Genomic DNA, 25762 nt, shown 5'->3' on the forward strand with positions numbered 1-25762 from the left:
CGGTTGCCGCTTCGGTGACGAAGAACGCCGAAGCGGCCGGCGTCATCCGCGCTGCGCGGCCAGAGGCGCGTCCGCGCACAGGTCGGCGAAGCGGCGGGCATCGATGTTGCCGCCGGAGACGATCAGCCCGACGCGCCGCGGCACGTCCCGAAGCCGCCCGGCCAGCAGGGCGGCCAGCGGGGTGGCGCCGCTGGGCTCGATTACGATCTTCAGGCGTTCGAAGGCCAGCCGCATCGCCATGCGGATCTCGTCGTCGGAGACCAGCACGATGTCGTCGACCAGGCGCTTGTTGATGGAGAAGGTCAGTTCGCCGGGGATCTCCGCGGCCTGGCCGTCGGCGATCGTGCGCGGAACCGGGATGGAGACCCGCTCGCCGGCGCTCAGCGAACGCTTGGTGTCGTCTCCGGCCTCGGGCTCGACGCCGATCACACGGATGCCGGGTGACGTGCCCTTGACCGCGGTGGCGCTGCCCGCGATGAGCCCGCCGCCGCCGACCGGCACGAGCAGCGCGCCGAGGTCACCGACCTCCTCGATCAGCTCCAGGGCGGCGGTGCCCTGACCGGCGATGACGTGCGGATGCTCGTACGGAGGGATCAGCGCGAGCCCCCGGTCGGCGGCCAGCGCCTCGCCGATGGCCACCCGGTCGCCGGTGTAGCGGTCGTAGGTGACGACCTCGGCGCCGTATCCGGCGGTGGCCTCCTTCTTGGAGCGCGGGGTGTCCTCGGGCATGACGATCACCGCGGTGCTGCCCAGCTCGCGGGCGGCCAGGGCGGCGGCCTGGGCGTGGTTGCCGGAGGAGTACGCCGCGATGCCCCTGGCCAGTTGCGCGGGCGAGAGCCGCGAGATGGCGTTGTACGCGCCGCGGAACTTGAACGCGCCGATCCGCTGGAAGTTCTCGCACTTGAGGAAGACCTCGGCGCCGGCCAGGGCGTCCAGGGTGCGGGAGCGCAGGACGGGCGTGCGGTGTGCGACGCCCTTGAGCCGGGCCGCGGCCTCGTGGACGTCGTCGAGGGTGACCGGGAGTGCCTTCGTCATGCGTTGTCCTCCTGCGAGGTGTCGGTGCGCGATTGGGACAGGTAGTTGTAGGCGGAGGCGCGGGAGATGCCGAGCCGGGCCGCCACCTGCGGGACCGCCCGGCGCACGGCGAACACGCCACGCCGGTCCAGGCTGCGGAACAGCCCCAGCCGCTCCTCGCGGCGGAGCTCGGCCCAGGGCTTGTTCCGCTCGAGCTGGTACGCGTCCACGATGGCGTCCAGGACGGCGTCGACGTCGTCACCGAAGGTCGTGGTCGGCACCGTGGCGGGGACGGCGAGCCCGGCCAGCTCGCCGATCAGCGCATGCGCCTGGCCGATCGCGGTGATGTCGAGATTGACGCAGAGGGCTCCGAACACGGCCCCCGTGCTGTCGCGCAGGACCATCGTCGAAGACTTGACGAGCTTGCCGTCCTGGGTGCGGGTCACGTAGTTCAGCTCGTCGCCCGCCTCGTCCCCCCGGGCCAGGACGCCCATGCCGATCTCGCTCATCGACCCGCCGACGCTGCGCCCGGTGACCGAGCCGGCGATGGCGACCACCGAGTTGTCCGGGCGCCGGAAGTCGTGCACCACGACCTCGCAGAACGCGCCCAAGGTGGCCACGATCCCATCGACGACGGGGGCGAGCGCGGCGATGATCGCATCCCGCTCATGCTCCATATGGACATTATGTATATGCCTTAGATGAAATGTCTAGGCACAACTGTCACTTCGATGGATGCCGAAATGCCGGTGCTCGCGTCATCGAAGTCGGCAGTACCCAACCGCAGATCAAGTGCTGCCCGTGCAGCTCAGCTGGTATGCCGGAGGCGGGCACGCCACCGGAAGAACGTGATCAGGCCGGAGCCGAGGGTGTGGATGAGCTTGCTCTCCGGACTGGTGAACCGCTGGACTGTGTGCGGCGCGTACGTGGCCTCCTCGCCCACCTCAAGCCAGCCCGTGTGCTGATCCACACTGGCTCCGACCCCTCGGGCGTTGAAGGAGTGCCCCAGGAGGCAGGCGCGCCGCCCGCCGGGAGGCAAGGGTGCCGGCGAAGCTGAGTTCGTCGACGATGAGCAGCGCCGCCGCGCTGAGCAGCGGTCCGGGCCGGCAATCGAGCAGGTCGCGGCAGAACTGGCGGGCGGCAGGCGGCGTCAGTCGCAGCCGCAGCCGTCGCAGGCACAGCCGTCCTCGCCCTGGCAGCAGGAGCAGCAGTTGGCGCAGCAGTCGCAGCCGGGGCAGTCGCAGCCGGAGCAGTCGAAGCGCTCGCAGAAGGAGCCCTCGCGGTCCTCGTCCCAGGCGGGCCGGTACAGCCCGCATGTGCAGCAGGTCAGTGCGGCGCACGCCAGCGACAGCAGCCCGCCGGGGTCCCGCTTCGGCGGCCGCTCTCCCGGCGGCGCTCCGGGGTCGTCGGGCGCGTGTCCGGGCTGTGGCCGGTGCCGTGCGTCCCGGCGGTGGCGAAGGCTCGGGAGACGGCGCTGCCGGTCTCGCGCACCAGCAGGGCGCGCGTCAGGCCGGGGCGGGGCAGGTCCAGCCCGTCCACGGCGGCGCGCAGCTCGGCGTGCGCGGCGTCGCAGTGGCGGCGCGCCTCGTCCAGGCCGGTGCCGGTGGCGGCCAGCGGGTTGTACGCCCCGGACGCCCGGTCATCGGCCAGGTCCTCCACCGCGTCGATCAGGTGTGCCAGCCTCCCGAATCCGCGCCCGGCCGCCTCCAGCGCTTCCCGGTTGTGCGGCTTCCCCGCGAGTACCGCGGTGTGCGCGAACGCGGCGGCCACGGCGTCTTCAGTAGGCCCCGTCAACTCCCGCAATCCGGGCGCCGCGCCGCTCCCCGGGGGCGCCTGGACCGGGGCGCGTTCCAGGAGGGCTTGGCGGTCGGCCGCCGCCGTCAGCGGGGTGGGGTCGAACCCCAGCGTGCCGGCCATGGCCGTGCCGGCCGAGGACCAGCGGCCCGCCAGACGGGTGGCGCCGGCGGCCACCGGGCGGCGGGCGTACACGCCATCCCCGTCCGCCACGTGGTCGCGCACCTTGCCGGCCGCCAGGAGCAGCGACACCGAGGCCGCCAGCCGCACCCCCTCGGCCTCCACCACGTCGGCGCCCTTGAAGCCACGCAGCGCACACGGGCCTGCCCTCCGGCGCGACGTGGACGTGGGCGACTGGGCCTCGGTGAGGACGGACACGAGCAGGCCGTCGTAGTTGGTCACCAGACGGGACAGATGTCCGTGCTCGTCGCGGAGTGCCAGGCAGAGCCCGCACAGGTGGCCCATCCAGTCCGCGTAGAGCCCCTTGCACATGACGTGCCGACACGGGCGGACAATGCCGAACATGCGTCCCCTTACATGCGTATTACCGCGCAAACCGTAGCACCGGACCGCCGGAAGACACGCCATGTGGGTGAGACACACGGCCCCCTGTCGGGCGTGCGGGCCGCTATGGGGCGATCGGCTGACCCGCGGTCGGCTTCGGCTTGCTGAGCTGTCCTTCGGCGTCGACCACGACCACCTCGACTCCCTCAGCCGAGAACGGGGCCAGCGCGTCTTCCGGGGCGCCGGCGTCGGTCACCAGCGTCCAGGGCCGGGGCAGCTGAACCCAGGCGTGGAACGGACGTCGCCCGAGCTTGGCCGCATGCGCCAGCACGTAGGTCTTGTGGGAACTGCGGGCCATGAGCTCCTTGAGCCGGGTCTGCTGGAGGTCGGCCTCGCAGATCCCGCGGTCGGCGGTGACTCCGTCAGCCCCGAGGAAGACGCGGTCGAACGACATCCGCTCCAGACAAGCCTCGGTGGTGGGGCCGACGAACCCCTGGCTGAGGTGGCGCAGCCTGCCGCCGAGGCACTCCACATGGAGGCCTTCGACGTCGTCGAGCTCCTTGAGCACCGTCAGGCTCGTGGTCGCGATCAGGAGCTGGGTGCTGGAGCGCAGCTCGTGAGCCAGCGCCGCGACGGTCGAGCCGGCGTCGAGCAGCACGGACTCCCCGGCTCCGATCTGCTGGGCCGCCCATATGGCGATTCCGCGTTTGGCCTCGAAGGCGTCACCGACGCGCTGGCGCAACGAGTCCTCGGGGTGGGCGACGACGGCCATCGCGCCGCCGTATGTGCGGGCCAGCAGTCCTTGCGCGGTCAGCCGGGCGAGGTCGCGGCGGATGGTGGAGGGTGTCACAGCGAACGTCGAGGACAGCTCTTCGACACTGGCCAGACCGCTGGTCGTGGCCAGGCGCACGATCTCGGCGCGCCGACGGTCAGAGTTCCTGGGCAACGCTCTTCCTTCTCGGCTTGTCGTTCAACGTTCCGGGGTCAGATCGCCGGGCTGGGAGACATCTGGGCGGCTTGCCGCAGCGCCTCGATCATGCTACCTACTTCGGCGGTGCCTTTCCCTGCGATGTCGAAGGCGGTTCCGTGGTCCACGGACGTCCGGATGACGGGCAGGCCCACTGTGATGTTCACCCCGGCCTCGATGCCGAGGATCTTCACCGGACCGTGGCCCTGGTCGTGGTACATCGCCACGATGAGGTCGTAGTCTCCGCGCCCCGCGACGAAGAACGCCGTGTCGGCGGGCAGCGGCCCGTGCACGTCGATGCCGTCGGCCTTCAGGACTTCGACGGCGGGAACGATTTTCTCGGCCTCTTCGCCGTGGCCGAACAGGCCGTTCTCCCCGGCGTGCGGGTTGATGCCGCACACGCCGATGCGCGGGTTCTCGATCCCGGCGCGCCGCAGCGCCTCGTGGCCTCGGCGGATGGTTCGTTCCACCAGGCCGGGTTCGATCTTCGCGATGGCGTCGATCAGTCCGATGTGCGTGGTGACGTGGATGACGCGGATCTTCGGCGAGGACAACATCATGGACACCTCGTCGGTGCCGGTCAGGTGCGCGAGGAGTTCGGTGTGCCCGGGGAAGATGTAGCCGCCCGCGTGCAGGGCTTCCTTGTTCAGTGGCGCCGTGCAGATCGCCTGCACCTCCCCGGCCATTGCCAGCTCGCTGGCGACCCGCACATAGTGGTATGCGGCCGCCCCCGCCACGGGGGAGATCTGCCCCCAGGGAAGGTCTTCCGGCAGGAGCCCCAGGTCGATGACATTGACGCGTCCAGGCTGGAACACGGCGTCGGTCACCGTGTCGACCACCACGATCTCGGTGGCGGTCCCGAGGATGGAGGCCGCCTGGCGCAGCCGTACGGCGTCGCCGATGACGACGGGACGGCAGAGCTCGGCGATGTGGGGGTCCTGGAGGGCGCCGACAATGACTTCCGGACCCACGCCGGCCCCGTCTCCCATGGTGACGGCGATGATGGGAGTGGCCGCTGTGCGCGGCTGTCGGCCGACGGCGGCGGTGCTGATGCTCACGACGGGACCTTTCGCTTGGTTCAGGGGGAGAAGAGTGGGATCAAGAGGTCCGAGGGAGTGCGGAGCCAACGCCCTGACGATCTCGACGAGCGAGTCGCCTTCCCCGAAACTGCCCGGGCGGGTGACCACTGAACGGCCTTCCGGCGTCCGGGAGTGGACGGCTCCCGGGTGCACCTGCCCGACAGGTGTCAGTTCCCGCACCTGGAGGGCGTCGAGGACGCGCCGGGCGGTCTCTCCGCCGGTCAGCACGAGGTCCACCGGCCGCGCGGACGCGCGCACCGCGTCCGCGACGGCCTCGGCCAGCCGGCGCGCGATGTCACGGGAGGCCGCAGGGAGTACGGAGCCGGCGGAGTCGAGGAAGGCCACGACCGCCCGGTCGCCGATCGGGATGTGGGGGAGGGGATCCCGGCCGGCAGGTGTGCCGAGGAGCGCCGTCACGGGCAGGGCAACGGGAACGGCTCCGGCCTCGGCCAGCCGGCGCACCTGCTCGGCCGCGACCGGCTCGGCGCTGCCCACCACGACGAGCGGCGCCGCTTCCCTGCGCCGCGCGGTGTGCGTCGGGGCGGGCTCATGTTCCTCGACGGCCGTACCGAGACTCCGCAGATGGCGCCCGAGCGCGTCGGCGAGACCGCCGGATCCCACCAGTCGCACCGACGGTACGGCCAGCGCGGCACGCAGCACGGCGTCCAGATCCTGATCGGTCTCCGCGTCGCACAGCGCGATGCGCGCCTCCTCGGCGCACGAGGCGATCGCGTCGGAAAGACGGTCCGATCGCACGGTCGCGAGGTCCAGCACGCGGGCCCGGAGCGGCGCCAGCGCCGCCTCGACCGACGTCGGAGCCGGGACGCCGTCCACCGTCCAGGCGTTCGCCCGGTGGAGGGCCACACCGGCCAGGTGCAGCACGCCGCCGCGCACCACTCGATCCAGGCCAGGCAGGGCAGGGGCGACGACGATGCCGGCCCCAGGCGTCGTCAGCGCGGCCACCTCCGCCGCGACGTTGCCGCGCAGCAGCGAGTCGATCTTCTTGAAGACCAGCCGCGGACGCCCGACGGAGGCCAGGGCGACCGCGGAACGCACCGCCGCGGCAGCCTCCGCGGGACGCAGGTGCCGGGAGTCGGTATCGACGACGAGGATGTCGGCGGAATCGCGCTCGCCCCGCACGGCGTGGTCAGTGAGAACAATCCTTGTGCGTGTTGTGCGCATCATGATGCGTGCTGCCGCCTCGGCCGCACCCGACAGGTCGTCGGCCACGACGAGGACACCGTCCGCGACCGTGCTGAGCTTGGGCTTCAAGGAACCCCCGATATAGTCAGGTTTTGCACGTCAGGCAGGCTCTCGCAGTCCTCGCGAACCTCTTGCGCGATCCGCTCCGGAGCGAGGCGTGCACGTCGGCGCAGCCTTCGTCTTGACCGGATGATGTCACAGCTTGCACAAAATGCGCTAGACCTCTTGCGCGAAGTGCGCATGCGTGTAATGGTGCAGCAACGTCGTTGTGACGTGGGAAACATCCGGACCTGGCAGGCGGCCGCTGCTGAGAGGCGCACCGCTGCGGACGGTTCAGAAAGCGAGAACCCCAGTGACTCATCTCGGAAGCGCCCCCCAGTTCTCCCGCCGCAGTCTTCTCCGTCTCGGTGCTCTCACAGGTGCGGCCATGACCCTGAGTCCCCTCGCCGCCTGCGCGGGACCGGGGACCGCCCCCGGCGCGGGATCCAGCGCCGGCTCCACCGCCGGCCCGGGGATCACGCTGGCGCTCAACCGCTCGCTCGTGTCGCTGGACAACAAGCTCAACCAGTTCGATGCCGCCGTCACCGTCCAGCGCGGCGTCCGTCAGGCGCTGACCTTCATCGATCCGAAGCTCACCGTGCAGCCCGTCCTGGCCGAGAGGTTCGAGCTGACGGCTCCCACCGAGTGGACGGTCAAGCTGCGCGACGGCGTCCACTACTCCGATGGCAGCCCGGTCACGGTCGAAGACGTCTCAACCGCTCTGCAGATGTACCAGAAGGTCCTCGGATCGTTCCTGGCCGGCCTCTTCCCCGAATGGCCGACCGTCACCCCCGTCGACGCGAGCACCTTCAAGCTCGTGACGGAGAACCCGGTGCCGACACTCGACTACCTGATGGCGAACATTCTGATCACCCCCGCTGCCGGCAACAAACCGGAGGAGCTCCAGGGCGGCATCGGATCGGGCCCCTACGTCGTCACCTCCGCGAACCGGGGCACCGGTGAGTACACGCTGCAGGTCAACGACAAATACTGGGGTCCCGCGCCCGTGATCAAGACCGTACAGGTCAGGTTCCTCCCGGAGGAGGCCAACCGCGTCGTCGCCCTGCGCAGCGGCGAGGTCGATGTGATCGACTCGATCTCCCCCGATGCGATCAGCCAGCTCTCCGGTCTGAGCGACGTGGAGATACAGCAGGTGCCGAGCACGCGGATCAGCCAGCTCTTCTACAACTTCCGCAAGCCCTCCGGGCACCCGCTCGCCGACGTGCGCGTGCGCGAGGCGCTCAGCTACGCCATCAACGGTCCCGCCCTGATCAAGGACGTCTTCGCCGATTCGGTGACCCAGGCCCGAGGCGTGGTGGCGGACACCCTGACCGGGGCGGTTCAAACGGGCGAGTACGTCTACGACCCGCAGAAGGCCAGGCAGATGCTCGACGCCGCCGGAGTGAAAGATCTCAAAATCAAGATCATCTGGGAGACCGGAGAGTTCGCCAACGACACCAGCGTCATGGAGGCGGTGGTGGAGATGCTCAAGGCGGTCGGCGTGCAGGCCGAACTCCAGCAGTTCCAGCCGGGCGGCGACATCACCAAGTGGCGGCAGGGCCGGGCCGGCGACTGGGACGTCCTCGGCAACGGCTATCCCGGCCCGACCGGGCTGGCGCTGACTCCGCTGCAGGGCATGTTCGCCGGCACGGCGGAAAAGGAGGCCACCCGTGACACCTACCATGGCTACGTGATCCCCAAGATCACGACCTTGCTGCAGAAGGCCTCACAGGAAACCGACAACGCGGCCAGGGATCGCCTCCTCGCCACGGCCCAGAAGGACATCTGGGACACCTGGCCCTGCATGTGGGCGTTCGTCCCCAAGACCGTCATCGCCCGGCGCAAGCGCATGCAGAACGTCCTGCTCAGCCCCACCAACTCCTACGACCTCGCATCCGTCCGACTGAGTGGATGAGTCGTGATCCGCTACGTCGCCCAGCGTGTCGGGCAGAGCATCCTGGCGATCTTCCTGACCGTATCCGCGGTGTTCGTCCTCGTGCGGCTGGCACCAGGGGATCCCGCCGCCGCATACGCCAGCCCCCTGGCCACCACGGCCGAACTCGACCGCATCCGCGTCCAGTTCGGCCTGGACAAACCGCTCATACAGCAGTACGGAATCTTCGTGCGTGACCTGTTCGGCGGCCATCTGGGCACGTCCTTCTCCTTCCAGGCCCCCGCCCTGGACGTGGTCCTCAGCCGCATGCCGTACACCGTCATGCTCGCCGTGTCCGCCATCCTGTTCGCCGCGGTCGTGGCCATCCCGGTCGGCGTCTGGATGGCGCGGCACGCCGACACCGGTCGCGAGCTGGGGGCCAACGTGGCCATGATCGCCGGCCAGTCCATGCCGGAGTTCTGGAGCGGCATCATGCTGCTGACCATCTTCGCCGTGCTCGTTCCCGTCCTCCCGGCATCCGGCTTCACCAGTTGGGCCGGCCTGGTGCTGCCGACCGTGACCGTCGGCATCCTGCAGATCGCGCTGATCTCCCGGATGGTACGCCGGGAGATGGGGGCCGGCTTCGCGGCTCCCTACCTGACGATCGCCCGCTCCCGCGGCGTCTCCGAACGCGGCCTGACCTGGCGCTACGCCATGGGCAACTCGGCCATCCCGGTGGTGACCGCGCTTGGCACCCGGTTCGCCGCCATGCTCAACGGCGTGGTGGTGGTCGAGGTCGTCTTCGCCTGGCCGGGTGTCGGATCGCTCGTCGTGCGCGCGCTGGAAACCAGGGACTACCCGCTGATCCAGGCGACCGTCCTGGTCACGGCCATCCTGACAGTGGCCGTTCAGCTCCTCATCGATCTCACCTACCCGTTGCTCGACCCGCGGGTACGACTCGGGAAGGCGGTGGCCTCATGACCGCCACGGCGGCCGGCCCCGCCGACGGCTTCGGCAGCCGGGACACCGCGGAGCCTCCCGCGCGGCCCAGTGCGGTCTCCGCCAAGGATCTCGCCCGATCCGCGGCGGTCCGCCGCCGCAAGAGCGCGCGGCTGAAGACATGGGTCGGCTCGGTGTGCGTGGCCCTCGTCGTCGTGCCTGTCGCCCTGGCCAACATCCTGCCGATCCCCGGGCCGGATGAGCAGAGCCTCGGCCTGCGTCGCCTGCCACCGCTGACCGACGGGCACCTGTTCGGAACCGACCAGCTTGGCAGAGATCTTCTCTCCCGGGTCCTGCACGGCGGCCAGGTCTCGCTCACCGTCGGCGTGCTGGCCATCGTCGTGTCCGGCATCATCGGTCTCATCGCCGGCGCCGCGGCCGGATTCTTCGGTGGCTGGGTCGACGCCATGGTCTCGCGCCTGCTGGAAGCGCAGCTGTCGCTGCCTCTGCTGTTGATGCTGCTGCTCATCGTCGCGCTCTTCGGCCCGTCCATTCCGGTCATCACCTTCGTGATCGCGATCGCGCAGTGGCCGGAAGTGGCCCGCCTGACCCGTTCTCTGGTGCTCGTCGAGCGGGAGAAACCGTACGTGGCCGCGGCCCGGGTGCTCGGCCTGCATCGCATCACCATCCTGCTCCGGCACGTGCTGCCCAACGTCGTCAAGCAGGCCACGCTGGTGATCCTGCTGTTGCTGGCCCAGGCCGTGCTGCTGGAGAGCGCGCTGAGCTACTTGGGCGCCGGTCCGCAGCGCCCGTTCGCCACCTGGGGCCGCATCATCTCCGACGGCCAGGACTACATCACGACGTCGTGGTGGCTGGTCACGCTGCCTGGACTGGTCATCGTGCTGCTTGTCGTCGGTGTCAACCTGCTCGGAGACGGGCTGCGGGACCGCGTCCGCAGGCGGAAGGAAAGGTGAGCCGGGCATGACAGCCGAGTTCGATGGGGCCGATCCTCCCCTGCTGGAGGTCGAGGACCTGCAGATCGAGCTGATGACCGAAGCCGGCATCGTCCGCGCCGTCGACGGTGTCAGCTTCCTCATCCGCCAGGGCGAAACCGTGACGATCATCGGCGAGTCGGGGTCGGGCAAGTCCACCACGGCCATGGGCATCCTGCGGCTGCTCCCCCCGGAGCTGGCGGTCCTCTCTGGCAGGGCCCGCTTTCAGGGAGTCGACGTCATCGCCGACCCCGGCGCGGTGCGCAAGGTGCGCGGGCGTACCGTCTCGCTCATCCCGCAGGATCCCATGACGGCGCTCAGCCCCGTCCACACCATCGGGCAGCAACTCCGCGAGGCCGTGCGGCTGCGCCATCGCGGCCTGTCCCGGTCGGAAACCGTCTCGCGGTCCGTCGACCTGCTGGCCCGGATGCACATATCCGATCCGGAGTCCCAGCTACGCAGGTATCCGCATCAGCTGTCAGGAGGCATGCTGCAGCGTGTGCTCATCGCGATCGCGCTCGCCGGATCGCCCGGGCTGCTCGTCGCCGACGAACCGACCTCCGCCCTGGACGTCACCGTCCAGGCAGGCATCCTCGACCTGCTGCTCGAAGTACAGGAGAACACCGGCATCGGCATCCTCATGATCACTCACGACATCGGCGTGGCCCGGCTCGTCTCGGACCGCATCCATGTCATGAAGGACGGGCGATTCGTCGAGTCGGGCGAGGCCGAGCAGATCGTCGACGCACCCCGCGACCCGTACACCAGGAAGTTGCTGACAGCGGTCCCACGGCTGGGCCCCTGGGACGAAGACGGCGAGTCCCTGGAAGCGCCCCTCGACGACGCCGTGGGAGGATCCCGATGACCGACGCGTTCCTCGAGGTCGACGGCCTCGTCGTGGACTATCCCGTCGCCCACGGCGTGTTCCGCGCGGTCGACAACGTCAGCTTCACCGTGCGGCGGGGCGGCACCCTGGCCATCGTGGGGGAGTCAGGCTGCGGCAAGTCCACGATCGCCCGGTCGATCGTACGGCTGGTCAAGCCCACCGCAGGCCGCATCGTGGTGGGCGGCACCGACATCGCCCAGCTGAGGGAGAAACAGCTGCGCCCGATGCGCACCCGGGTACAGATGATCTTCCAGGACCCGTACGGATCGCTCGACCCGCACCTGTCGGCGGAGGAGATCGTCGCGGAACCGCTGCGGGTGCGCGGAATGCGCGACAGACGCGCCCGGGCCAAGGAGGCGGCCAAGCTCATCGACCAGGTCGGCCTGCCCGCCACGGCCCTGGAACGTCGCCCGCCGGAGTTCTCCGGCGGCCAGCGCCAGCGCATCGGCATCGCCAGAGCCCTCGCCTCCAAGCCCGACCTCCTGGTCTGCGACGAGGCGACGAGCGCACTGGACGTGTCCGTGCAGGCGCAGGTCCTGGCCCTGCTCGTGAAGATCCAGGCCGAGACCGGCCTCACCTATGTCGTGATCTCCCACAACCTCGGTGTGGTCAGGGAGATCAGCGAGGACATCGTCGTCATGAGCAAAGGGCGCCTGGTCGAGTCCGGCCCGACCCGGACGGTGCTGGCCGCCCCGGCCCACCCCTACACGCGCGCACTCCGCAGGGCCGCGCTGGATCCGGCCACGATGCGCGGGCGCAAGCCGCGCGACCTGGTGCGGGCCCCGTCCACCACGCAGTCCGCCGGAGCACCCGTTCAGCGAGGAACCGACCGATGACAACTTCCGTACCGGCGATCTCCGTACCGGCGGCGACACCGTCCGGGGCGCACATCGGGCTGTCCCGGCTGGTGCTGGGAACCATGACGTTCGGCGACACGGCCGACGCGAAAGAGGCCGCGCGCATGCTGGACGTGGCGCTCGACTCCGGCATCACCGGTGTGGACACCGCCAACGCCTACGCGGGCGGCGCGACCGAGTCCATCCTGGCGCCCCTGCTCGCCACCCGGCGCGACCGGGTCGTCCTCGCCACCAAGGCCGGCATGCCCCATCCGGACGCCGGTGATCACGCGCCGTTGTCCGCCAGAGGATTGCGAGCCAGCCTCGAAGGCAGCCTGCGCCGCCTGCAGGTCGACCACGTCGACCTGTTCTACCTGCACCAGCCCGACCGCCGCACGTCGTCGGCCGAGACGCTCGGTGCGATCGCCGAGTTCGTCGCCGAGGGCAAGATCAGCGCGCTCGGCGTCTCCAACTACGCTGCCTGGCAGATCTCGGAGATCAACCACACCGCCGACGCCGTCGGCGCGCCGCGGCCTGTCGTCGCCCAACAGCTGTACAACCTCCTGGCCCGCAGGGTGGAGGAGGAATACCTGGAGTTCGCGCGGAGCACCGGCCTGACGACCATGGTCTACAACCCGCTCGGCGGGGGCTTGCTCACCGGGCGTCACACCTTCGACCAGGACCCCGACGCCGGCCGCTTCGGCGACTCCAAGCTCGCTCCCATGTACCGGCAGCGGTACTGGAGCCCGGCGCTGTTCGAGGCCGTCACCGCCCTCGGTGAGATCGCCGCGCAGTCGGGCATCCCCCTCATCGAGCTGTCTCTGCGGTGGCTGCTCCATCGCGACGGTGTGGGGGCCGTCCTGCTCGGCGGTTCCAAGGCCGAACACCTGCGCGCGAACATCGCGACCGCCGCGGCCGGACCGCTTCCCGAGGATGTCGTCGCAGCCTGTGACCGCGTGGGCGCGGCGCTGCGCGGCCCCATGCCCGCCTACAACCGATGAGAGCCGACCGCCGAGGAGAAGAGCAGCAGTGAGCATCACCGACTTCACCGCCAGGATCCGTGCCCGGGAGCCCGCACTGGGCTACTGGTCCGTCCTGGATTCGCCGGTGTCCACCGAACGCATCGCACGCCTCGGCTACGACTACGTGTGCCTGGACGCCCAGCACGGGCTGCTGGGCTACTCGGGGCTGCTGAGCGGCCTGATGGCGATCGACGCGGGCGGCGTGTCCGCGGGCCTGGTCAGGGTCGAGGCGAACGACCCCGGCCACATCGGCCGTGCCCTGGATGCGGGCGCCGCAGGTGTCATCGTGCCTCTCATCGACACCGCCGACGACGCCGCGGCGGCCGTCTCCGCGACCCGCTATCCGCCCAAGGGGCGCCGCTCGTACGGCCCGATGCGCTCGGCGCTCCGCATCGGGCCGCGCCCCGCGGACAGCGACGCCACAGTGCTGGTCCTTGTCATGATCGAGACGGCACAGGGGCTGGCGAACATCGAGGCGATCTGCGCGACCCCCGGCCTGGACGGCGTCTACGTCGGCCCGTCCGATCTGTGCCTGGCCCTGGGCGGCGCCTTCCCCGGCGACCCCGCGATCGCTTCCTCGTTCGAAGACGCGCTGGTCACGGTGCGCGAAGCCGCCAGGTCCGCCGGCGTCGCCGCCGGCATACACACCCCCGACGGCGGGACCGCCGCCAAGCGCCTGGCCGAGGGATACACCTTCGCCACCATCGCCTCAGACCTCGTCCACCTCGAACAGGCCGCGAAGTCCCACCTGACCGACGCCCGAGCCCAGTCTCGCCGAGGAGAACAGTGAGCCAGCCCGTCGTTCCCGACCATCTGCCCATGGACGGCATGATCCGCGTTCGCGACGACGATCCGGACCGCCATGAGGCGTATCTGATCGCGCCTGCCGTGCAGAACCACGCGGCCAACATCATGTCGCTACGCGACGGCGCTCTCGGCTGCGTGTGGTTCGGCGGCACGCAGGAAGGCGTCTCGGACATCTCCATCTGGTTCTCCCGGCTGCAGAAGGGGGCGGACACCTGGTCCACGCCGACGCGGCTGTCCGACGACCCGACGCGTTCCGAGCAGAACCCGGTCCTGTTCCCCACTCCCGCCGGAGAGCTGTGGCTGCTGTACACCGCCCAGCACGCAGGCAACCAGGACACCGCCGAAGTCCGTTGCCGCATCTCGCAGGACGACGGTCACACCTGGGGACCCGTGCACACCCTCCTCCCCGCCACGAGCCGCGGCGGGGTCTTCGTCCGGCAGCCCGTGCTCGTGCTGCCGTCCGGCCGATGGCTGCTGCCCGTCTTCAACTGCGTCACCACACCGGGGAAGCGCTGGGTCGGCGACCGTGACACCAGCTCTCTCATGGTCTCCGACGACGAGGGACGAACCTGGCGCGAACAGCCCGTCCCGGACAGCGTCGGCTGTGTCCACATGAACGTCCACCTGCTGGCCGACGGCACGCTGCTCGCGCTGTTCCGGAGCCGCTGGGCAGATTCGATCTACGTGAGCCGGTCGGAAGACGAGGGCATGACCTGGAGCGTTCCCGCTGCCACCGAGCTGCCCAACAACAATTCCTCCATCCAGTACGTCACACTTCGTGACGGCCGGCTGGCGCTGGTGTTCAACGCCAGCAGCGCGGCCGACGCCACCGAGCGCCGGGTGTCCCTGTACGACGAGATCGACGATGACGGCCTCGCCGCGACCCCGGCGAGTCGGACCGGGGAAGAGCCGGCACCCGCCGGGAGCGATGAGCGGACCGCGTTCTGGGGCGCCCCGCGTGCGCCCATGACCCTCGCGCTGTCCGGCGACGGAGGGCGCACGTGGCCGATCCGCCGCGATCTGGAGGTAGGCGATGGCTACTGCCTGACCAACAACTCCCGCGATGGCCTCAACCGAGAGTTCTCCTACCCGTCCATCCAGGAAACCGCCGACGGTGACCTGCACATCGTCTTCACCTACCACCGCCGCGTCATCAAGTACGTCCGAGTACGACCCGAGTGGGCCGCCCGCGCCGAAGGCATCTGACGTGCCGATGGACGCCGCGCCAGACGGCCACACCGGACGGACCTCGGACGAGCCGCAGCACGCGGTGGTGACCGGGGCCAGCTCCGGCATCGGCCGGGCCGTCGCCACACGCCTGCTCCGCGAGGGCTGGAGAATCACCGGGATGAGCCGTACCCGCCCTCCGGAGCACCGCCAGGACACCCCGGCCTGCTCGTGGATCCAGGCAGACCTGACCGACCTCGACCACCTGGCCGACGCATCGGCCGCGGTGGGCGCCGTCGACGCCATCGTTCACGCGGCGGGCGTGCAACGCTCCGCGCCGCTCGGACGCCTCTCGGCACAGGACGGCGCCCTCATGTGGCGGGTCCACGTCGAGGCCGCGACCGTTCTGGTGAACGTCCTCGCCAGCGCGATCCGCCCAGGTGGCCGCGTTGTGCTGATCGGAAGCCGCACGATGGCGGGCGCGGCGGGCAAGAGCCAGTACGCGGCGACCAAGGCCGCGCTCGTGGGCTTGTCCCGTTCCTGGGCCATGGAACTGGCCCCGCGTGGCATCACCGTCAATGTGGTCGCCCCCGGCCCGACCGACACCCCCATGCTGCGGGATCCCGGACGTGCCGCCACTCCGCCACGGGTTCCGCCGCTGGGCCGGTTCATCAGACCCGAGGAGGTCGCGGGACTGACGGCCTTCCTCCTCGGACCGGAAGGAGGCGCGGTTACCGGCCAGCACCTGGTGATGTGCGCCGGCGCATCACTGTGAACTGGCAGCTCCCGCTCCGTGGCAGTGAGCGAAGGAAAGGGGTGAGGACGGTGAGCCATAGGGGCGCCCGAACATTCCCCTGTGGCGCGTCAGACTGATGGTGGCGCGCCATTGGACGAGGCGGGAATCATGGAGTGACCCGGAGCTCGTCCGGTGTCCAGCCGGCGGTGCCTGCTACGATCCGGACGGCCGCGCGGGTCAGCGGCTCCAGCCCGGCCACGTCGATCTTGTCGATGCTGTCCACCGAGTCGAACAGGTACATCGGCGCCGACAGGAAGTGCACCAGCGGCACGCCCTCGGGATGGAAGAACGCGCCGTCGGTTGGTGGCATCGGGGAGAACACGTCCGGGGGCAGGACGAACGACCGCCGTAGGTCCTCCGCCTCCAGCGTCGTGGTGACCAGCCGCTCCAGCTGGGGAGCGCGCGTCGTGAACCACCATCTGACCTCCGGATCGGCGGTCGGTACAAGCTTGCCGTTCACCGCCTCGCAGCGGAGCGCGGCATGCTCCAGGTGCAGCTCGAGCACCACATCGGCCAGCTCCGGTCTGTGGCGGTCGATGAAGGCCCGGGTGCCCGCCGCGTGGGCCATGTGTCCGGAGGTGAGGAGGAACGTCAGGTTGTGCGGGCGTTCGCCGGCCGGGACGCGGGCCCAGTGGCGGGCAGCGGCCAGGACGAGGGCCAGGCCGGAGGCGTCCTCGACGGCGGAGGCCCACGGAGCGTCGTGGTGTGAGGCGACGATGACCGTGTGGGGCGAGTTGCCGGGGAGGGTTGCGATCACGTTGTGCGTGATCACCGTGTCGGTGGTGGACTCGGAGATCAGCTCCCCCTCGCACGGGAGGCGGGCCAGCAGTTGGCGGGCGTCCGTCCCGGACAGCCACAGAGCGGGGATCGGGCGCTCGATCGCGTCATACGGCACGTAATAGTCGCAGGTGTCCCAAGGGACGCCGGTCAGCGCGCCGATGAAGCCCGCGGCTTTCGCGGCCAGGGCGGGCTCGACGACCTCCATCATCCGAGGGCCGAACGGGATCGTCTGGACGAGGGTGTCGAAGCTGCCCTCGGGGTCGTACACCGCGGTCGCAAGCGTCTTGACGTACGACTGCGGCAGGTCGGTGAAGGTGAGCTCGTCCACGACGATGTCGCCCGGCCGGGCGTCGGCGAGCCGCGCGATCCGTCCGCGGAGGCCGCCGGTCGCCATGGTGTGCGGCAGCGGCATGCCCGCCCACGACGTCCCGTCGTCGAGGCGTAGCAGCCCGGTGCCCGGTTGCCAGCGCCGTACCTCGACCGGTTCGAGCGAGACCTCCAGGCCGAACTCCGACAGGCGCTCGGCCAGCCACCGCTCGGTCCAGGCGTCCGCCGGATAGCCGGGACGGCGGATGCCCTGCCTCACGACGGTCTCGATCCAGCCGAGCATCTCCGCGGCGGACGGGACGTGATCCATGCTCACGATCCAACCATTGACATGAGCCGCTTGTGAAGAGAAAGTTCCGGTCATCCGTACAAATTCGGGAGGCTGTATGAAGCTCGCCGTGGCCGTCGTCGTGCTCTTATCGGGACTTCTGACCAGACCGGCTCAGGCCGCGGACACCATCGAGGCGCACTTCAAGGTCGCGGGCCCTTGGACGGTCGCGACCGCTGACGCGCCAGGGTACAAGCTGTACTACCCAGCCGACCTCGGGGCGGGAGGCGTCAAGCATCCGATCATCACCTGGGGCAACGGGACCAACGCGGTGCCCACGCAGTACCCGGGGCTGCTCAGCCAACTGGCCTCCTGGGGGTTCGCCGTGGTCGCCTCCACCGACACCACGACGGGCACCGGGTCCGAGATGATCGCCGCGGCCCAGTACCTGATCGCCCGGAACACCGACAGCTCCAGCGTCTTCTACGGCAAGCTCGACGTGACCAAGGTCGGCGCGGTCGGTCACTCCCAGGGGGCGGGCGGCGCGGTCAACACCGCCACCAAGTCCGGCGGCCTGATCGACACCGTGGTCCCCATCGCGCTGCCCGCTCCGATCTGGGTGAGTTCGGGGGACGAGTTCTACGTGAACCAGCTGACCTGCCCGGTGCTGTTCGTCAGCGGGGCCAACGACACGATCATCTCTCCGAACTCGGCGCTCCAGACGTACTACAACCAGGTTCCGGGTGCGGCGGCGAAGGCGCAGCTCAAGGGCGCCGGCCACAACACGATCCAGGGCACGGGCGGGGGCTTCCTCGGGTACGTGACGGCGTGGCTGATGTACCAGCTCCAGGGCGACATGTACGCGCGCGGCGCGTTCGCCGGCACGTCGCCCGAGATCAACACCAATGCCGGCTGGCAGAACCAGACGGAGAAGAATCTGCCTTGAAGAGCTGAGGAAGGACGAGTGCGACGAGCCGCCTCGTCCTTCTCGCAGGACGGTTATCTCAGATGCCACCCTCCGCCGACGGGAATGACCGCGCCCGTGGTCCGCCCCGACGCAGGCGAGAGCAGCCACAACACGGCCTCTGCGACCTCCTCCGGTCGGCAGGGGCTCGCCCCGAGCGGCATCAGCGAGGGAAGCCTGGCCTGGACAGAAGCGGACGTACGCGCACGAAGGCTCATCGGCGTGGACACCAGGCCGGCCGAGATCAGGTTGACCCGTACGCCGCGTGGCGCGGCCTCGCGGGCGGCGGTCCTGATCAGCGGGATCAGCGCACCCTTGGCCGAGGCGTACGCCACCGTGCGGAAGTCGTCGTCGATCGACGTGCCGAGCGCCGAGCCGATCACCACGATCGACCCGTCCGTGCACGACGCCGACGATCCCCCAGTGCCGGGCCGCGGCCTGGGCCAATGCCTTCTCGACCTGGCCTGGCGCGGTGATGTCGACGCCATCGGCGAGGTCCACGCCGTACGCTCTCGTACCGGATGCCTCGATCGCCTCCACGCAGGCGCGGCCGATGCCGCCGTCCGATCCGGCCACCAGGACGGCGCTCATGGCTGTCTGAGCACGGCGGCGGTGTTCGAGGCAGGCGGCCTCGAACAGAGTGCGGCGCCGATGGCCCCCGCCATCGGGCCGAGTACGGCGGGCGCCCATCCGGCACGCCCGGGTCATGGCCCGACCTTCAGCACCCGGGAGGCGAAGTGAGCGCCGCCGCGCGGCCTCTGGAAGGGCTCGACGCCGAGCAGCCGCAGGTAGGCCAGCAGCGGCTGGGAGTGGCTGTGCAGGTTCGCGACCGGGTACGCCTGCATGGCGACGCCCACGTCGGCCAGGTCCCACGTGCGCCCGGGACGGCCGGTCTCGGGCGCCAGGTAGGCGTCGGGGCCCGACAGCGTGCCTTCCCAGACGTCCGGGTAGGCGGCCGTGTGCGCGGCCAGCGTCATCCGCCGCCACCAGTCCCAGGCCAGGTCGGGGAGGTGTTCCGCGGCGGCCCAGACGAGCGTCATATTGATCGCGTACCAGATCGTGCCGACTCCTCCGGGGCCGTATCCGTCGCGTACGGGCCAGCGCAGCCGGGCACCCAGCGGGGAGTCGGCAGCGGAGGTGCGCTCGATCGTGCGCAGAAGCTCCACGGCCCGCTCAGGCGGGGCGGCGCCGCACAGGACGGCCCAAGGCTGCACCTCCAGCCACAGATCGTCGTCGCCGACGACCGCCCCCGGGCCGTACGCGCGGCGGTACCAGCGGCCGTTCCACTCGCCCGCGACCAGTTCGCGTAGCTCCTCGCCCAGCTTGCGGGCCTCGGCGGCGGTCGCGTCGTCGCCGAGGCGCTCGGCCAGCGTCGCGTAGCGCGGCAGGACCCAGGCGGCCATGGCGGAGTTCAGGACGGACTCGCCCTGGGCGATCATCACCTCGCGGGGCACGCCGCTCTCGACGATGGCCATGTCGTTCCAGTCGGCGTTGAGTATGCGCAGGTGTCCGTGCTCGCCCCGTCCGACTACGTCGGTGAGGAATCTGAACTGCCGGCGCAGGTTCTCGTGCAGCGGCACCTCGGGGGCCTCGTGGATCGGGTGGTACGGCACGTTCGCGCGGAAGGCGGCCCCGTCGCCGGTCGCGCTCAGATACTCGGCGGCCAGCCACAGGGCCCACAGGTTCTGGTCCGACGGGCGGAACAGGTCGGTCCAGGGCTGCTTGTCCGGTCCGAGCGCATAGGGCAGGTCGCCTTCGGGGCCGCCCCATGCGCACGTGTTGCGCAGCACGGACAGCGCCAGGTCGGGCTCGATGTAGACGAGCGGGAGGGCGTGCTGCAGCGGGTCGCGGGCGGCGCCGTTGAAGCCGTGCCTGAAGGAGTAGCAGGACCCCTGGTCGAGGGTGTGGCCGCCGAGAACGCCATCGGCGCAGGCGGCGCCGGTGAGCAGGGCGGCGTGCCAGGGGATCTCCCGCTCGGCCTCGGGTGCCCGGGCGGCCGACGCGCGCGGCAGCCGGGCGCGCAGGGCTTCCAGACTGCGCTCGAACGACTCGGTCCCGGGTGACCCGGTCTCGGGTGTCCCGGGTGTCCCGGGTCCCTCGGGTGAGGAGCCGAGCAGGCCGTAGCGGAGGTCCAGCACTCGCTCGCCGCCCGCCTCCAGCTCCAGCGGCACCTCCAGCCGTCCGGACCGCGTCCTGGCCCCGCCGATGAGCTCGAGTTCGAGCCCGGGATCGTCGGCGTCGACGGCGCCGGTGATCAGCTCGACCCTGGCCGCCCTGGCCGCCCATTCCTCGGTCAGCTCCAGCCGTACCGGCGAATCGAGCAGGTTGCGCACGCGCAGCCGGATCAGCACCCACGGCTGCTCGCCCTCCGGGCAGAGGACCGTGCGCTCCAGAGCCAGACGCTCGTCAGCCACCCGGACGATGGCGAAGGTGGGCCCAAAGACTCGCTCAGATCCCGAAATATCGGTGGAAAGACCGTCGACTCGGGTCGCCCCGGTCCCTCGCGTGAGCCACAGCAGGCTCGTGTGCTCGTCGAACAGGTCGCTCAGCCCGTAGTTGTCCGACACCAGCGTGATCCGCCGGTTGCCCACGTGCGCGAAGTGCCGCCGCGTGGGCGGGTCCAGCAGGGGGTCCCACTCGGCGCGCGGGTCCCGCTCCTGATCCAGCGTGTACGCGAACGCGGGCAGCCCGTACGCCGTCGTCCACTCACCGTACGTGCTCATTTCCGCACCCCTCCCAGCGTCAGACCCGCGACGTAGTAGCGCTGCAACAGGAACATCAGCGTCAGCGGCGGCACCGCGGTGATCAGCGCGGCGGTGCTCACCAGGCCGATGCTGAAGTCGTACTCGGTCTGGAGCTGCGAGAGCCCCACGGGCAGCGGCCACAACCCGGGATCGTTGGCCACGACGAGCGGCCAGAGCAGGTTGTCCCACTGCGCGAGGAACTGCAGCAGGAAGAGCGTCAGCAGCGCGGGCCGCAGCAAGGGGACCCCGATGCGGACGAAGATGCGCAACTCGCTTGCCCCGTCCACCCGCGCGGACAGCAGCAGCTCGCGCGGCAGCGCCAGGGCGAACTGGCGGACCAGGAACACCCCGAAGGCGCTCATCATGAACGGCACGATCATGCCCTGGAAGGTGTCGATCCAGCCCAGTGCTTTGACGATGAGGTACATCGGCACGAGCACCACGATCGGCGACAACGAAAGCGTCCCCACGATCACCGCGAACAGCGCGCGGCTGCCGGGGAAGCGGAGCTGCGCGAGCGCGTACCCGGCGGCGGCGGAGAAGATCACCTCGAGCACCGCGATGCCGAGCGAGAAGATCAGGCTGTTGCGCAGGTAGATCGGGAAGCCGCCCTGGCCGAACAGCTCCGCCACGTGCGCGCCCAACTGGGCGACGTCGAATGACAGCCCGCCCAGGTCACCGGCGTCCGAGGCCGAGGAGACCGCGAACATCGCCCACACCGGCAGCAGCATGACGGCAACGACCAGCGTCAGCACCGTCCCGCGGAGCACCTTCACCCGTCATCGCCTCCCCGCAGCACGCGGAACTGCGCGATCGAGAGCACCAGCATGGCCACGAGCAGCACCATCGCGATCGCCGACGCATAGCCCATGCGCTCGAACGCAAAGCCGGTCGCCCACAGGTAGAGCGGCAGCACCTCGGTCGCGCCCGCCGGGCCTCCCTTGGTCAGCAGGAAGGCGGGCACGAACGACTGCATCGCCCCCACCACCGCGATGACCAGCACGAACAGCAGCGTGCGGCGGAGCAGCGGCAGCGTGATGCGATAGAAGATCCGCACTGGTCCCGCACCGTCGAGCGCGGCGGCCTCGAAGACGCTCAGCGGCAGGCCCTGCAGGCCCGCGGTCAGGATGATCACCAACAGACCGAGGTGCTTCCACGTCGTCATGATCACCAGGGCCCAGAGCGCGAGCCCTTCGTCGGTCAGCCACGGCTTCGGCTCCGCGCCGACCAGCCCGATCAGCGTGTTCGCCAGGCCGTTGTCGGCGAAGATCACCGACCATGTCAGCGAGGTGGCCACCAGCGGCATCGCGGCCGGAATCATGACCATCGCACGGAGGAAGGCGTTGTATCGGCCCGGCTTGCTCAGCGGCACGGCTATCGCCAGGCCGAGCACGATCGACGGGATCACGGAGACGACGGTGTAGACGGCGGTGACCTTGGCCGAGTTCCAGAAGCCGGGGTCGGCCAGCATCCTGCGGTAGTTGTCCAGACCTGTCCACTCGGGCGTGCCGGCGAGGTCGTAGCTGGTGAAGCTGAGGTAGACGGCCGAGACGAACGGCACCAGCCAGAAGACCGAGAAGTACAGGGCGGCGGGGAGCGCCAGCAGGGCGCCGGTGCGCGCCTCGGCCCCCCGCTGCCCCTTGCCGGACACCCGTCCCACGCGTGGCACGAGCGGCCCCGCTCCGCCTCCCTGAGAGATCCCGGCCCGCACTGCCGTCATAAGGCGATCCGCATCGCCTGGTCGAAGTCGGCCGAGGCCTGCTCGGGCGTCTTCTTGCCGAACGCCACCGCGTCGGCCGCGTCGGTCAGCGCCTTGGCCATCTCGTTCCAGACGGGCGTCTGAGGGCCGAAGTCGGCGTACGGGGCGGACGCGGCCATGATGTCGATGGCCTTCTGGTCGGCTCCGGGCAGCTTCTCCCAGCCCTTGACCGGCGTGAGCAGGCTGGCGTCCTTGAGCTCTCTCGCGGCGACGTCCTCGCGCTGGAGGTAGTCGATGAAGTGCCAGGCGGTGTACTGGAGCCGGGATTTCCCGGCGACCGCCCAGCCCCACGTGTACGCGGGCGCGACCGGCCGGCCCGACTCCCAGCGAGGCATCGGCGCGATGTCGAAGACCTTGCCGAACGTCAGCTTCGGGTTCAGCGTCGGGAACAGGTCCATCGCGAACAGCCCCGACACCAGCATGGCCGCCTCACCGGTGGCGAACAGCCCGAACCCCGACAGCGGATTCGACAGCCTGGGGTTGCCCAGGCTGCCGTAGTAGCGCAGAGCCTCGACGCCGGCGTCCGTGGCGAGCGTGGCCTTGGTGGCGTCGGGGCTGAGTATCGTGCCGCCCTTGCCGTTGACCAGGGCGAGCAGCTGCATCAGGGTCCACTGCGGGTTGCCCAGGATCCACTGCAGGCCCACTTTCTTGCCGTCGGCCGAGGTCAGCCGTTTGCTGTATTCGGCGACCTCCTCCCAGGTGGTGGGTGGCTTGTCCGGATCGAGCCCGGCTTCAGCGAACCTGTCCCTGCGGTAGTAGAGGTAGCAGATCGTGTAGTCGATGGGGACGCCGTACAGCTTGCCGTCGTAGGACAGCGAGCCGATCGCGTGCTCGTCGTACGCCTGCACCAGCGCCTTCTCGTCGGCCACGCCCATGGCTTCGGGAGCGATCGGGGCGAGCCTGCCCTTGCGCGCGTGGCCAGGAATGGTCCAGCCGCCGATCCTGAACAGGTCGGGCGGGACGTCGCCGGCGAACGCGGTCAGCAGCTTGGCGTCGAGCTTGTCGACCGGCACGTACAGGGGGGTGATGTCCACGCCGCCGAACTCCCGCATGTAGCTGTGGAGCAGCGGCGTGAACACCTTGTCGTACGCCTTCGTCTGGTGCAGCCAGACGGAGATCTTCCCCCGCGGCACCCCGTCGGCGGGCACGGTGGCGACCGGGTCCGATCCGCAGGCGGCGAGCAAGCCGGAAGCCGTTGCGAGAGTGGCGGTTCTGAGCAGGGCACGGCGGGTCAACCTGGTCATGCTCGACCTCCCGATATGGGGGTTATTGGCCCATGAGAGCGTTCTTGGCGTCGTTGAGCTCCACGGAGAACACCGTGAGGTCGCCGCGGGCGTGGCGGATGGTGTATTCGAGGGCGATCCCGCTCTCGGTGGACGTGCTGCGAGCGGTGGCCAGCAGGGCCGCGGCGATGGGCACGCGCAGCAGCTCGGCGAGCCGGTAGTCGGCGTTGACCGCGCCGATCGTCTCCCGGCCGCTCGCGGGCGTGCGGCCGTATTTGGTGCGCAACAGGTCGTAGAGGGAGCCGGTGAGGTCCTCGTCCAGGATGCCGGGGACCAGTTCGACGGGCAGATGGGCGCTCTCGACCATGCAGGGCACGCCGTCGAGCAGGCGCAGCCGCTCGACGAAGACGACCTCCTGGTGCGCCCGCACGCCGAGCGCGACGGCGACGTCGGGTCCCGCCTGCTGGAGGTGGGCCTTGAGCACCTGCGTCGTGGGCCTGCGGCCCAGCCGCGCCATCGTCTCGGTGAACCCGGCCGGCCGCGATCCCAGCTCCGGGGTCACGGCCAGCGGCGCGGTGTAGGTGCCGCTGCCTTGCCTGGCCACCAGCAGCCCTTCCTGCACCAGGTCGCCGATCGCCCGCCGGGCCGTCGCCCTGCTCACGCCCGCGTAAGCCATCAGGTCCTTCTCGGCGGGAATCATCGTGTCGGGCTCACAGTCGCGGATCACCGCTCGCAGGCGCTCGCGCAGCTGGTAGTAGAGCGGCACCGCGGCTGACGGGTCGAGCGCCAGCCTGCGTTCCCAATCGGACATGTTCCCGCCCTCAGTTGTACGGACGACCGTATCTTTTCTGGTCACCATAAATGTGTCAACCTTGCCGCGCTTCTGCTGTCGATCGGCACTGACCGGGATTCCCGGAAGCTCCTCCTGCAGCAGGCCGCCCTGGCCCATCAGCGCCATGCGCATCATGGCGCGGGCGCGCAGGCCGGTGGCCTCGCGAAGGTTCTCGAAGACGTACTCGCCGTCGTAGATGGTGAGGAAGTCCTCGCCGAGGGTGTAGCGCCGCATCGCATAGGGGCCGGCATCCGTGAGCGCGACAGACGGCGCGGCTGGCCAGCGGGGCCCCGTCGCAACTGAATGCGGCATCTCGGGCAGTGATCCACCAGCAGCATCCGATGCGTGGGACAAACTGCGGCCCAGCCCAGCTTCCACCGGAGCTGCCACGCTCCCGCCGAAGCCGTCAAGCACTTTGGGCAGGCCCGGCTGCCGAAGAACCGTGCCCACTCACGAACTTCCGTCTGGATGCCATCGTCAGTGGATCGAAAGCTCGACCGGTTGAGGACGGCGAGAGAGCACGCCTCGATGGCGAGGATGAGAGTGCAACGTACAGCAAGGGAGCAGCCACGGCGCACAGCAGAGCAGCCGAGCCCTTTCGAACGATCATGCTCGATTGGACGGCTACCACGAATCCGCACGTTCCGCAGTACACCTCCCTGAGGGCCAGACGCCGAACGAAACGCAATCTGGTGCGCCACTCGTGAGCCCCCGGGCTTAAAAGGCTGTACGGTCCGCCGATTCGGGCCGAATCGGTCATGCGGTGGAAGCTCTCATCGGCTGGTTAGGCAGGGGCTAAGCATCGTGAACCGACGGCCTGCGGAGATGAACGCGCGGGCAACTGGTCACCGTGAGTCGGCGAAGAAGGTCTGGAGGTGGCGGTTGACCGGGTCTGGGCAGTCCAGCTGGGGGGCGTGGCCGCAGCCGTCCAGGATGACGAGCTGTTC

24 protein-coding genes are annotated in these 25762 nt (G+C 70.0%); 10 read left to right on the plus strand and 14 right to left on the minus strand.

What is annotated here, in order from left to right:
- Window positions 1-42 precede the first annotated feature (42 nt).
- The 6 genes from ACTMTI_RS49505 to pdxA all read right to left on the minus strand — a co-directional run bounded on the left by ACTMTI_RS49505 (window position 43) and on the right by pdxA (window position 6630).
- Window positions 43-1035, minus strand: coding sequence for a threo-3-hydroxy-L-aspartate ammonia-lyase (locus ACTMTI_RS49505; RefSeq protein WP_441127858.1), 993 nt, complete (start codon window positions 1033-1035; stop codon window positions 43-45).
- Complete coding sequence (locus ACTMTI_RS49510) at window positions 1032-1691, minus strand: helix-turn-helix transcriptional regulator (RefSeq protein WP_441127859.1); 660 nt, start codon at window positions 1689-1691, stop codon at window positions 1032-1034. Before ACTMTI_RS49510 ends, ACTMTI_RS49505 begins: the two co-directional genes overlap by 4 nt.
- Window positions 1692-1822: 131 nt before the next feature.
- Window positions 1823-1984 (minus strand): hypothetical protein, encoded by a 162-nt coding sequence (locus tag ACTMTI_RS49515; protein WP_441127860.1) that lies wholly within the window; start codon window positions 1982-1984, stop codon window positions 1823-1825.
- A 356-nt stretch (window positions 1985-2340) separates the two neighbouring features.
- A complete protein-coding gene (locus tag ACTMTI_RS49520; RefSeq protein WP_441127861.1) occupies window positions 2341-3333 on the minus strand; it encodes a DUF5685 family protein in 993 nt (330 codons plus the stop codon).
- A gap of 103 nt (window positions 3334-3436) precedes the next feature.
- Entirely contained in the window at window positions 3437-4258 is an 822-nt protein-coding gene (locus tag ACTMTI_RS49525) for a DeoR/GlpR family DNA-binding transcription regulator (RefSeq protein WP_441127862.1), read from the minus strand.
- Between the two features lie 38 nt (window positions 4259-4296).
- Window positions 4297-6630 (minus strand): 4-hydroxythreonine-4-phosphate dehydrogenase PdxA, encoded by a 2334-nt coding sequence (gene pdxA / locus ACTMTI_RS49530; protein ID WP_441127863.1) that lies wholly within the window; start codon window positions 6628-6630, stop codon window positions 4297-4299.
- A gap of 358 nt (window positions 6631-6988) precedes the next feature.
- On the opposite strand from pdxA, the gene ACTMTI_RS49535 reads away from it, so the two are divergent.
- The 9 genes from ACTMTI_RS49535 to ACTMTI_RS49575 are packed head-to-tail and all read left to right on the plus strand — an operon-like array spanning window position 6989 to window position 15897.
- Entirely contained in the window at window positions 6989-8515 is a 1527-nt protein-coding gene (locus ACTMTI_RS49535) for an ABC transporter substrate-binding protein (protein WP_441127864.1), read from the plus strand.
- 3 nt (window positions 8516-8518) lie between these two features.
- Window positions 8519-9454, plus strand: a complete 936-nt coding sequence (locus ACTMTI_RS49540) for an ABC transporter permease (protein WP_441127865.1) — start codon at window positions 8519-8521, stop codon at window positions 9452-9454.
- Window positions 9451-10386: an ABC transporter permease gene (locus ACTMTI_RS49545; protein ID WP_441127866.1), complete on the plus strand. Its 936-nt coding sequence runs from the start codon at window positions 9451-9453 to the stop codon at window positions 10384-10386. Before ACTMTI_RS49540 ends, ACTMTI_RS49545 begins: the two co-directional genes overlap by 4 nt.
- A 7-nt stretch (window positions 10387-10393) precedes the next feature.
- Window positions 10394-11269, plus strand: coding sequence for an ABC transporter ATP-binding protein (locus ACTMTI_RS49550; RefSeq protein WP_441127867.1), 876 nt, complete (start codon window positions 10394-10396; stop codon window positions 11267-11269).
- Window positions 11266-12126, plus strand: coding sequence for an ATP-binding cassette domain-containing protein (locus ACTMTI_RS49555; RefSeq protein WP_441127868.1), 861 nt, complete (start codon window positions 11266-11268; stop codon window positions 12124-12126). Before ACTMTI_RS49550 ends, ACTMTI_RS49555 begins: the two co-directional genes overlap by 4 nt.
- Window positions 12123-13127: an aldo/keto reductase gene (locus ACTMTI_RS49560; RefSeq protein ID WP_441127869.1), complete on the plus strand. Its 1005-nt coding sequence runs from the start codon at window positions 12123-12125 to the stop codon at window positions 13125-13127. Before ACTMTI_RS49555 ends, ACTMTI_RS49560 begins: the two co-directional genes overlap by 4 nt.
- Window positions 13128-13155: 28 nt before the next feature.
- Entirely contained in the window at window positions 13156-13938 is a 783-nt protein-coding gene (locus ACTMTI_RS49565) for an HpcH/HpaI aldolase family protein (RefSeq protein WP_441127870.1), read from the plus strand.
- Window positions 13935-15161 (plus strand): sialidase family protein, encoded by a 1227-nt coding sequence (locus ACTMTI_RS49570; RefSeq protein WP_441127871.1) that lies wholly within the window; start codon window positions 13935-13937, stop codon window positions 15159-15161. The genes ACTMTI_RS49565 and ACTMTI_RS49570 overlap by 4 nt, the downstream gene beginning before the upstream one ends.
- A 7-nt stretch (window positions 15162-15168) precedes the next feature.
- Complete coding sequence (locus tag ACTMTI_RS49575) at window positions 15169-15897, plus strand: SDR family NAD(P)-dependent oxidoreductase (protein WP_441127872.1); 729 nt, start codon at window positions 15169-15171, stop codon at window positions 15895-15897.
- Between the two features lie 127 nt (window positions 15898-16024).
- Here ACTMTI_RS49575 and ACTMTI_RS49580 read toward each other — a convergent pair whose 3' ends face one another.
- Window positions 16025-17335 (minus strand): M28 family peptidase, encoded by a 1311-nt coding sequence (locus tag ACTMTI_RS49580; RefSeq protein WP_441127883.1) that lies wholly within the window; start codon window positions 17333-17335, stop codon window positions 16025-16027.
- A gap of 76 nt (window positions 17336-17411) precedes the next feature.
- On the opposite strand from ACTMTI_RS49580, the gene ACTMTI_RS49585 reads away from it, so the two are divergent.
- A complete protein-coding gene (locus tag ACTMTI_RS49585) occupies window positions 17412-18239 on the plus strand; it encodes an alpha/beta hydrolase family protein (protein ID WP_441127873.1) in 828 nt (275 codons plus the stop codon).
- Between the two features lie 53 nt (window positions 18240-18292).
- On the opposite strand, the gene ACTMTI_RS49590 is transcribed toward ACTMTI_RS49585, so the two are convergent.
- From ACTMTI_RS49590 to ACTMTI_RS49620, 7 genes are all read right to left on the minus strand, one after another.
- Window positions 18293-18745 (minus strand): SDR family NAD(P)-dependent oxidoreductase, encoded by a 453-nt coding sequence (locus ACTMTI_RS49590; protein WP_441127874.1) that lies wholly within the window; start codon window positions 18743-18745, stop codon window positions 18293-18295.
- A gap of 216 nt (window positions 18746-18961) precedes the next feature.
- Window positions 18962-20980 carry a GH36-type glycosyl hydrolase domain-containing protein gene (locus tag ACTMTI_RS49595; RefSeq protein WP_441127875.1) on the minus strand — a complete coding sequence of 673 codons (2019 nt, stop codon included), beginning with the start codon at window positions 20978-20980 and terminating at the stop codon, window positions 18962-18964.
- Complete coding sequence (locus ACTMTI_RS49600; protein WP_441127876.1) at window positions 20977-21777, minus strand: carbohydrate ABC transporter permease; 801 nt, start codon at window positions 21775-21777, stop codon at window positions 20977-20979. Before ACTMTI_RS49600 ends, ACTMTI_RS49595 begins: the two co-directional genes overlap by 4 nt.
- Window positions 21774-22670, minus strand: a complete 897-nt coding sequence (locus tag ACTMTI_RS49605) for a carbohydrate ABC transporter permease (RefSeq protein ID WP_441127877.1) — start codon at window positions 22668-22670, stop codon at window positions 21774-21776. The genes ACTMTI_RS49600 and ACTMTI_RS49605 overlap by 4 nt, the downstream gene beginning before the upstream one ends.
- Window positions 22671-22717: 47 nt before the next feature.
- Entirely contained in the window at window positions 22718-24004 is a 1287-nt protein-coding gene (locus tag ACTMTI_RS49610) for an ABC transporter substrate-binding protein (RefSeq protein WP_441127878.1), read from the minus strand.
- A 22-nt stretch (window positions 24005-24026) separates the two neighbouring features.
- Entirely contained in the window at window positions 24027-25049 is a 1023-nt protein-coding gene (locus tag ACTMTI_RS49615) for a UTRA domain-containing protein (RefSeq protein ID WP_441127879.1), read from the minus strand.
- On the minus strand, window positions 24947-25516 hold the full coding sequence (locus ACTMTI_RS49620; protein WP_441127880.1) for a TniQ family protein: 570 nt from the start codon (window positions 25514-25516) through the stop codon (window positions 24947-24949). Before ACTMTI_RS49620 ends, ACTMTI_RS49615 begins: the two co-directional genes overlap by 103 nt.
- Window positions 25517-25762: the final 246 nt, after the last annotated feature.

This window comes from Nonomuraea sp. H19 (assembly GCF_052068215.1).
GTDB lineage: Bacteria > Actinomycetota > Actinomycetes > Streptosporangiales > Streptosporangiaceae > Nonomuraea.

Excerpts from the sequence above, each read along its gene's own strand:
- ACTMTI_RS49505 (WP_441127858.1), bottom strand. The coding sequence starts at position 1,035 with ATGACGAAGGCACTCCCGGTCACCCTCGACGACGTCCACGAGGCCGCG.
- ACTMTI_RS49510 (WP_441127859.1), bottom strand. The coding sequence starts at position 1,691 with ATGGAGCATGAGCGGGATGCGATCATCGCCGCGCTCGCCCCCGTCGTC.
- ACTMTI_RS49520 (WP_441127861.1), bottom strand. The coding sequence starts at position 3,333 with ATGTTCGGCATTGTCCGCCCGTGTCGGCACGTCATGTGCAAGGGGCTC.
- ACTMTI_RS49535 (WP_441127864.1), top strand. The coding sequence starts at position 6,989 with ATGACCCTGAGTCCCCTCGCCGCCTGCGCGGGACCGGGGACCGCCCCC.
- ACTMTI_RS49545 (WP_441127866.1), top strand. The coding sequence starts at position 9,451 with ATGACCGCCACGGCGGCCGGCCCCGCCGACGGCTTCGGCAGCCGGGAC.
- ACTMTI_RS49550 (WP_441127867.1), top strand. The coding sequence starts at position 10,394 with ATGACAGCCGAGTTCGATGGGGCCGATCCTCCCCTGCTGGAGGTCGAG.
- ACTMTI_RS49555 (WP_441127868.1), top strand. The coding sequence starts at position 11,266 with ATGACCGACGCGTTCCTCGAGGTCGACGGCCTCGTCGTGGACTATCCC.
- ACTMTI_RS49560 (WP_441127869.1), top strand. The coding sequence starts at position 12,123 with ATGACAACTTCCGTACCGGCGATCTCCGTACCGGCGGCGACACCGTCC.
- ACTMTI_RS49575 (WP_441127872.1), top strand. The coding sequence starts at position 15,169 with ATGGACGCCGCGCCAGACGGCCACACCGGACGGACCTCGGACGAGCCG.
- ACTMTI_RS49580 (WP_441127883.1), bottom strand. The coding sequence starts at position 17,335 with ATGGATCACGTCCCGTCCGCCGCGGAGATGCTCGGCTGGATCGAGACC.
- ACTMTI_RS49585 (WP_441127873.1), top strand. The coding sequence starts at position 17,412 with ATGAAGCTCGCCGTGGCCGTCGTCGTGCTCTTATCGGGACTTCTGACC.
- ACTMTI_RS49590 (WP_441127874.1), bottom strand. The coding sequence starts at position 18,745 with ATGGCGTCGACATCACCGCGCCAGGCCAGGTCGAGAAGGCATTGGCCC.
- ACTMTI_RS49595 (WP_441127875.1), bottom strand. The coding sequence starts at position 20,980 with ATGAGCACGTACGGTGAGTGGACGACGGCGTACGGGCTGCCCGCGTTC.
- ACTMTI_RS49610 (WP_441127878.1), bottom strand. The coding sequence starts at position 24,004 with ATGACCAGGTTGACCCGCCGTGCCCTGCTCAGAACCGCCACTCTCGCA.
- ACTMTI_RS49615 (WP_441127879.1), bottom strand. The coding sequence starts at position 25,049 with ATGCGGCGCTACACCCTCGGCGAGGACTTCCTCACCATCTACGACGGC.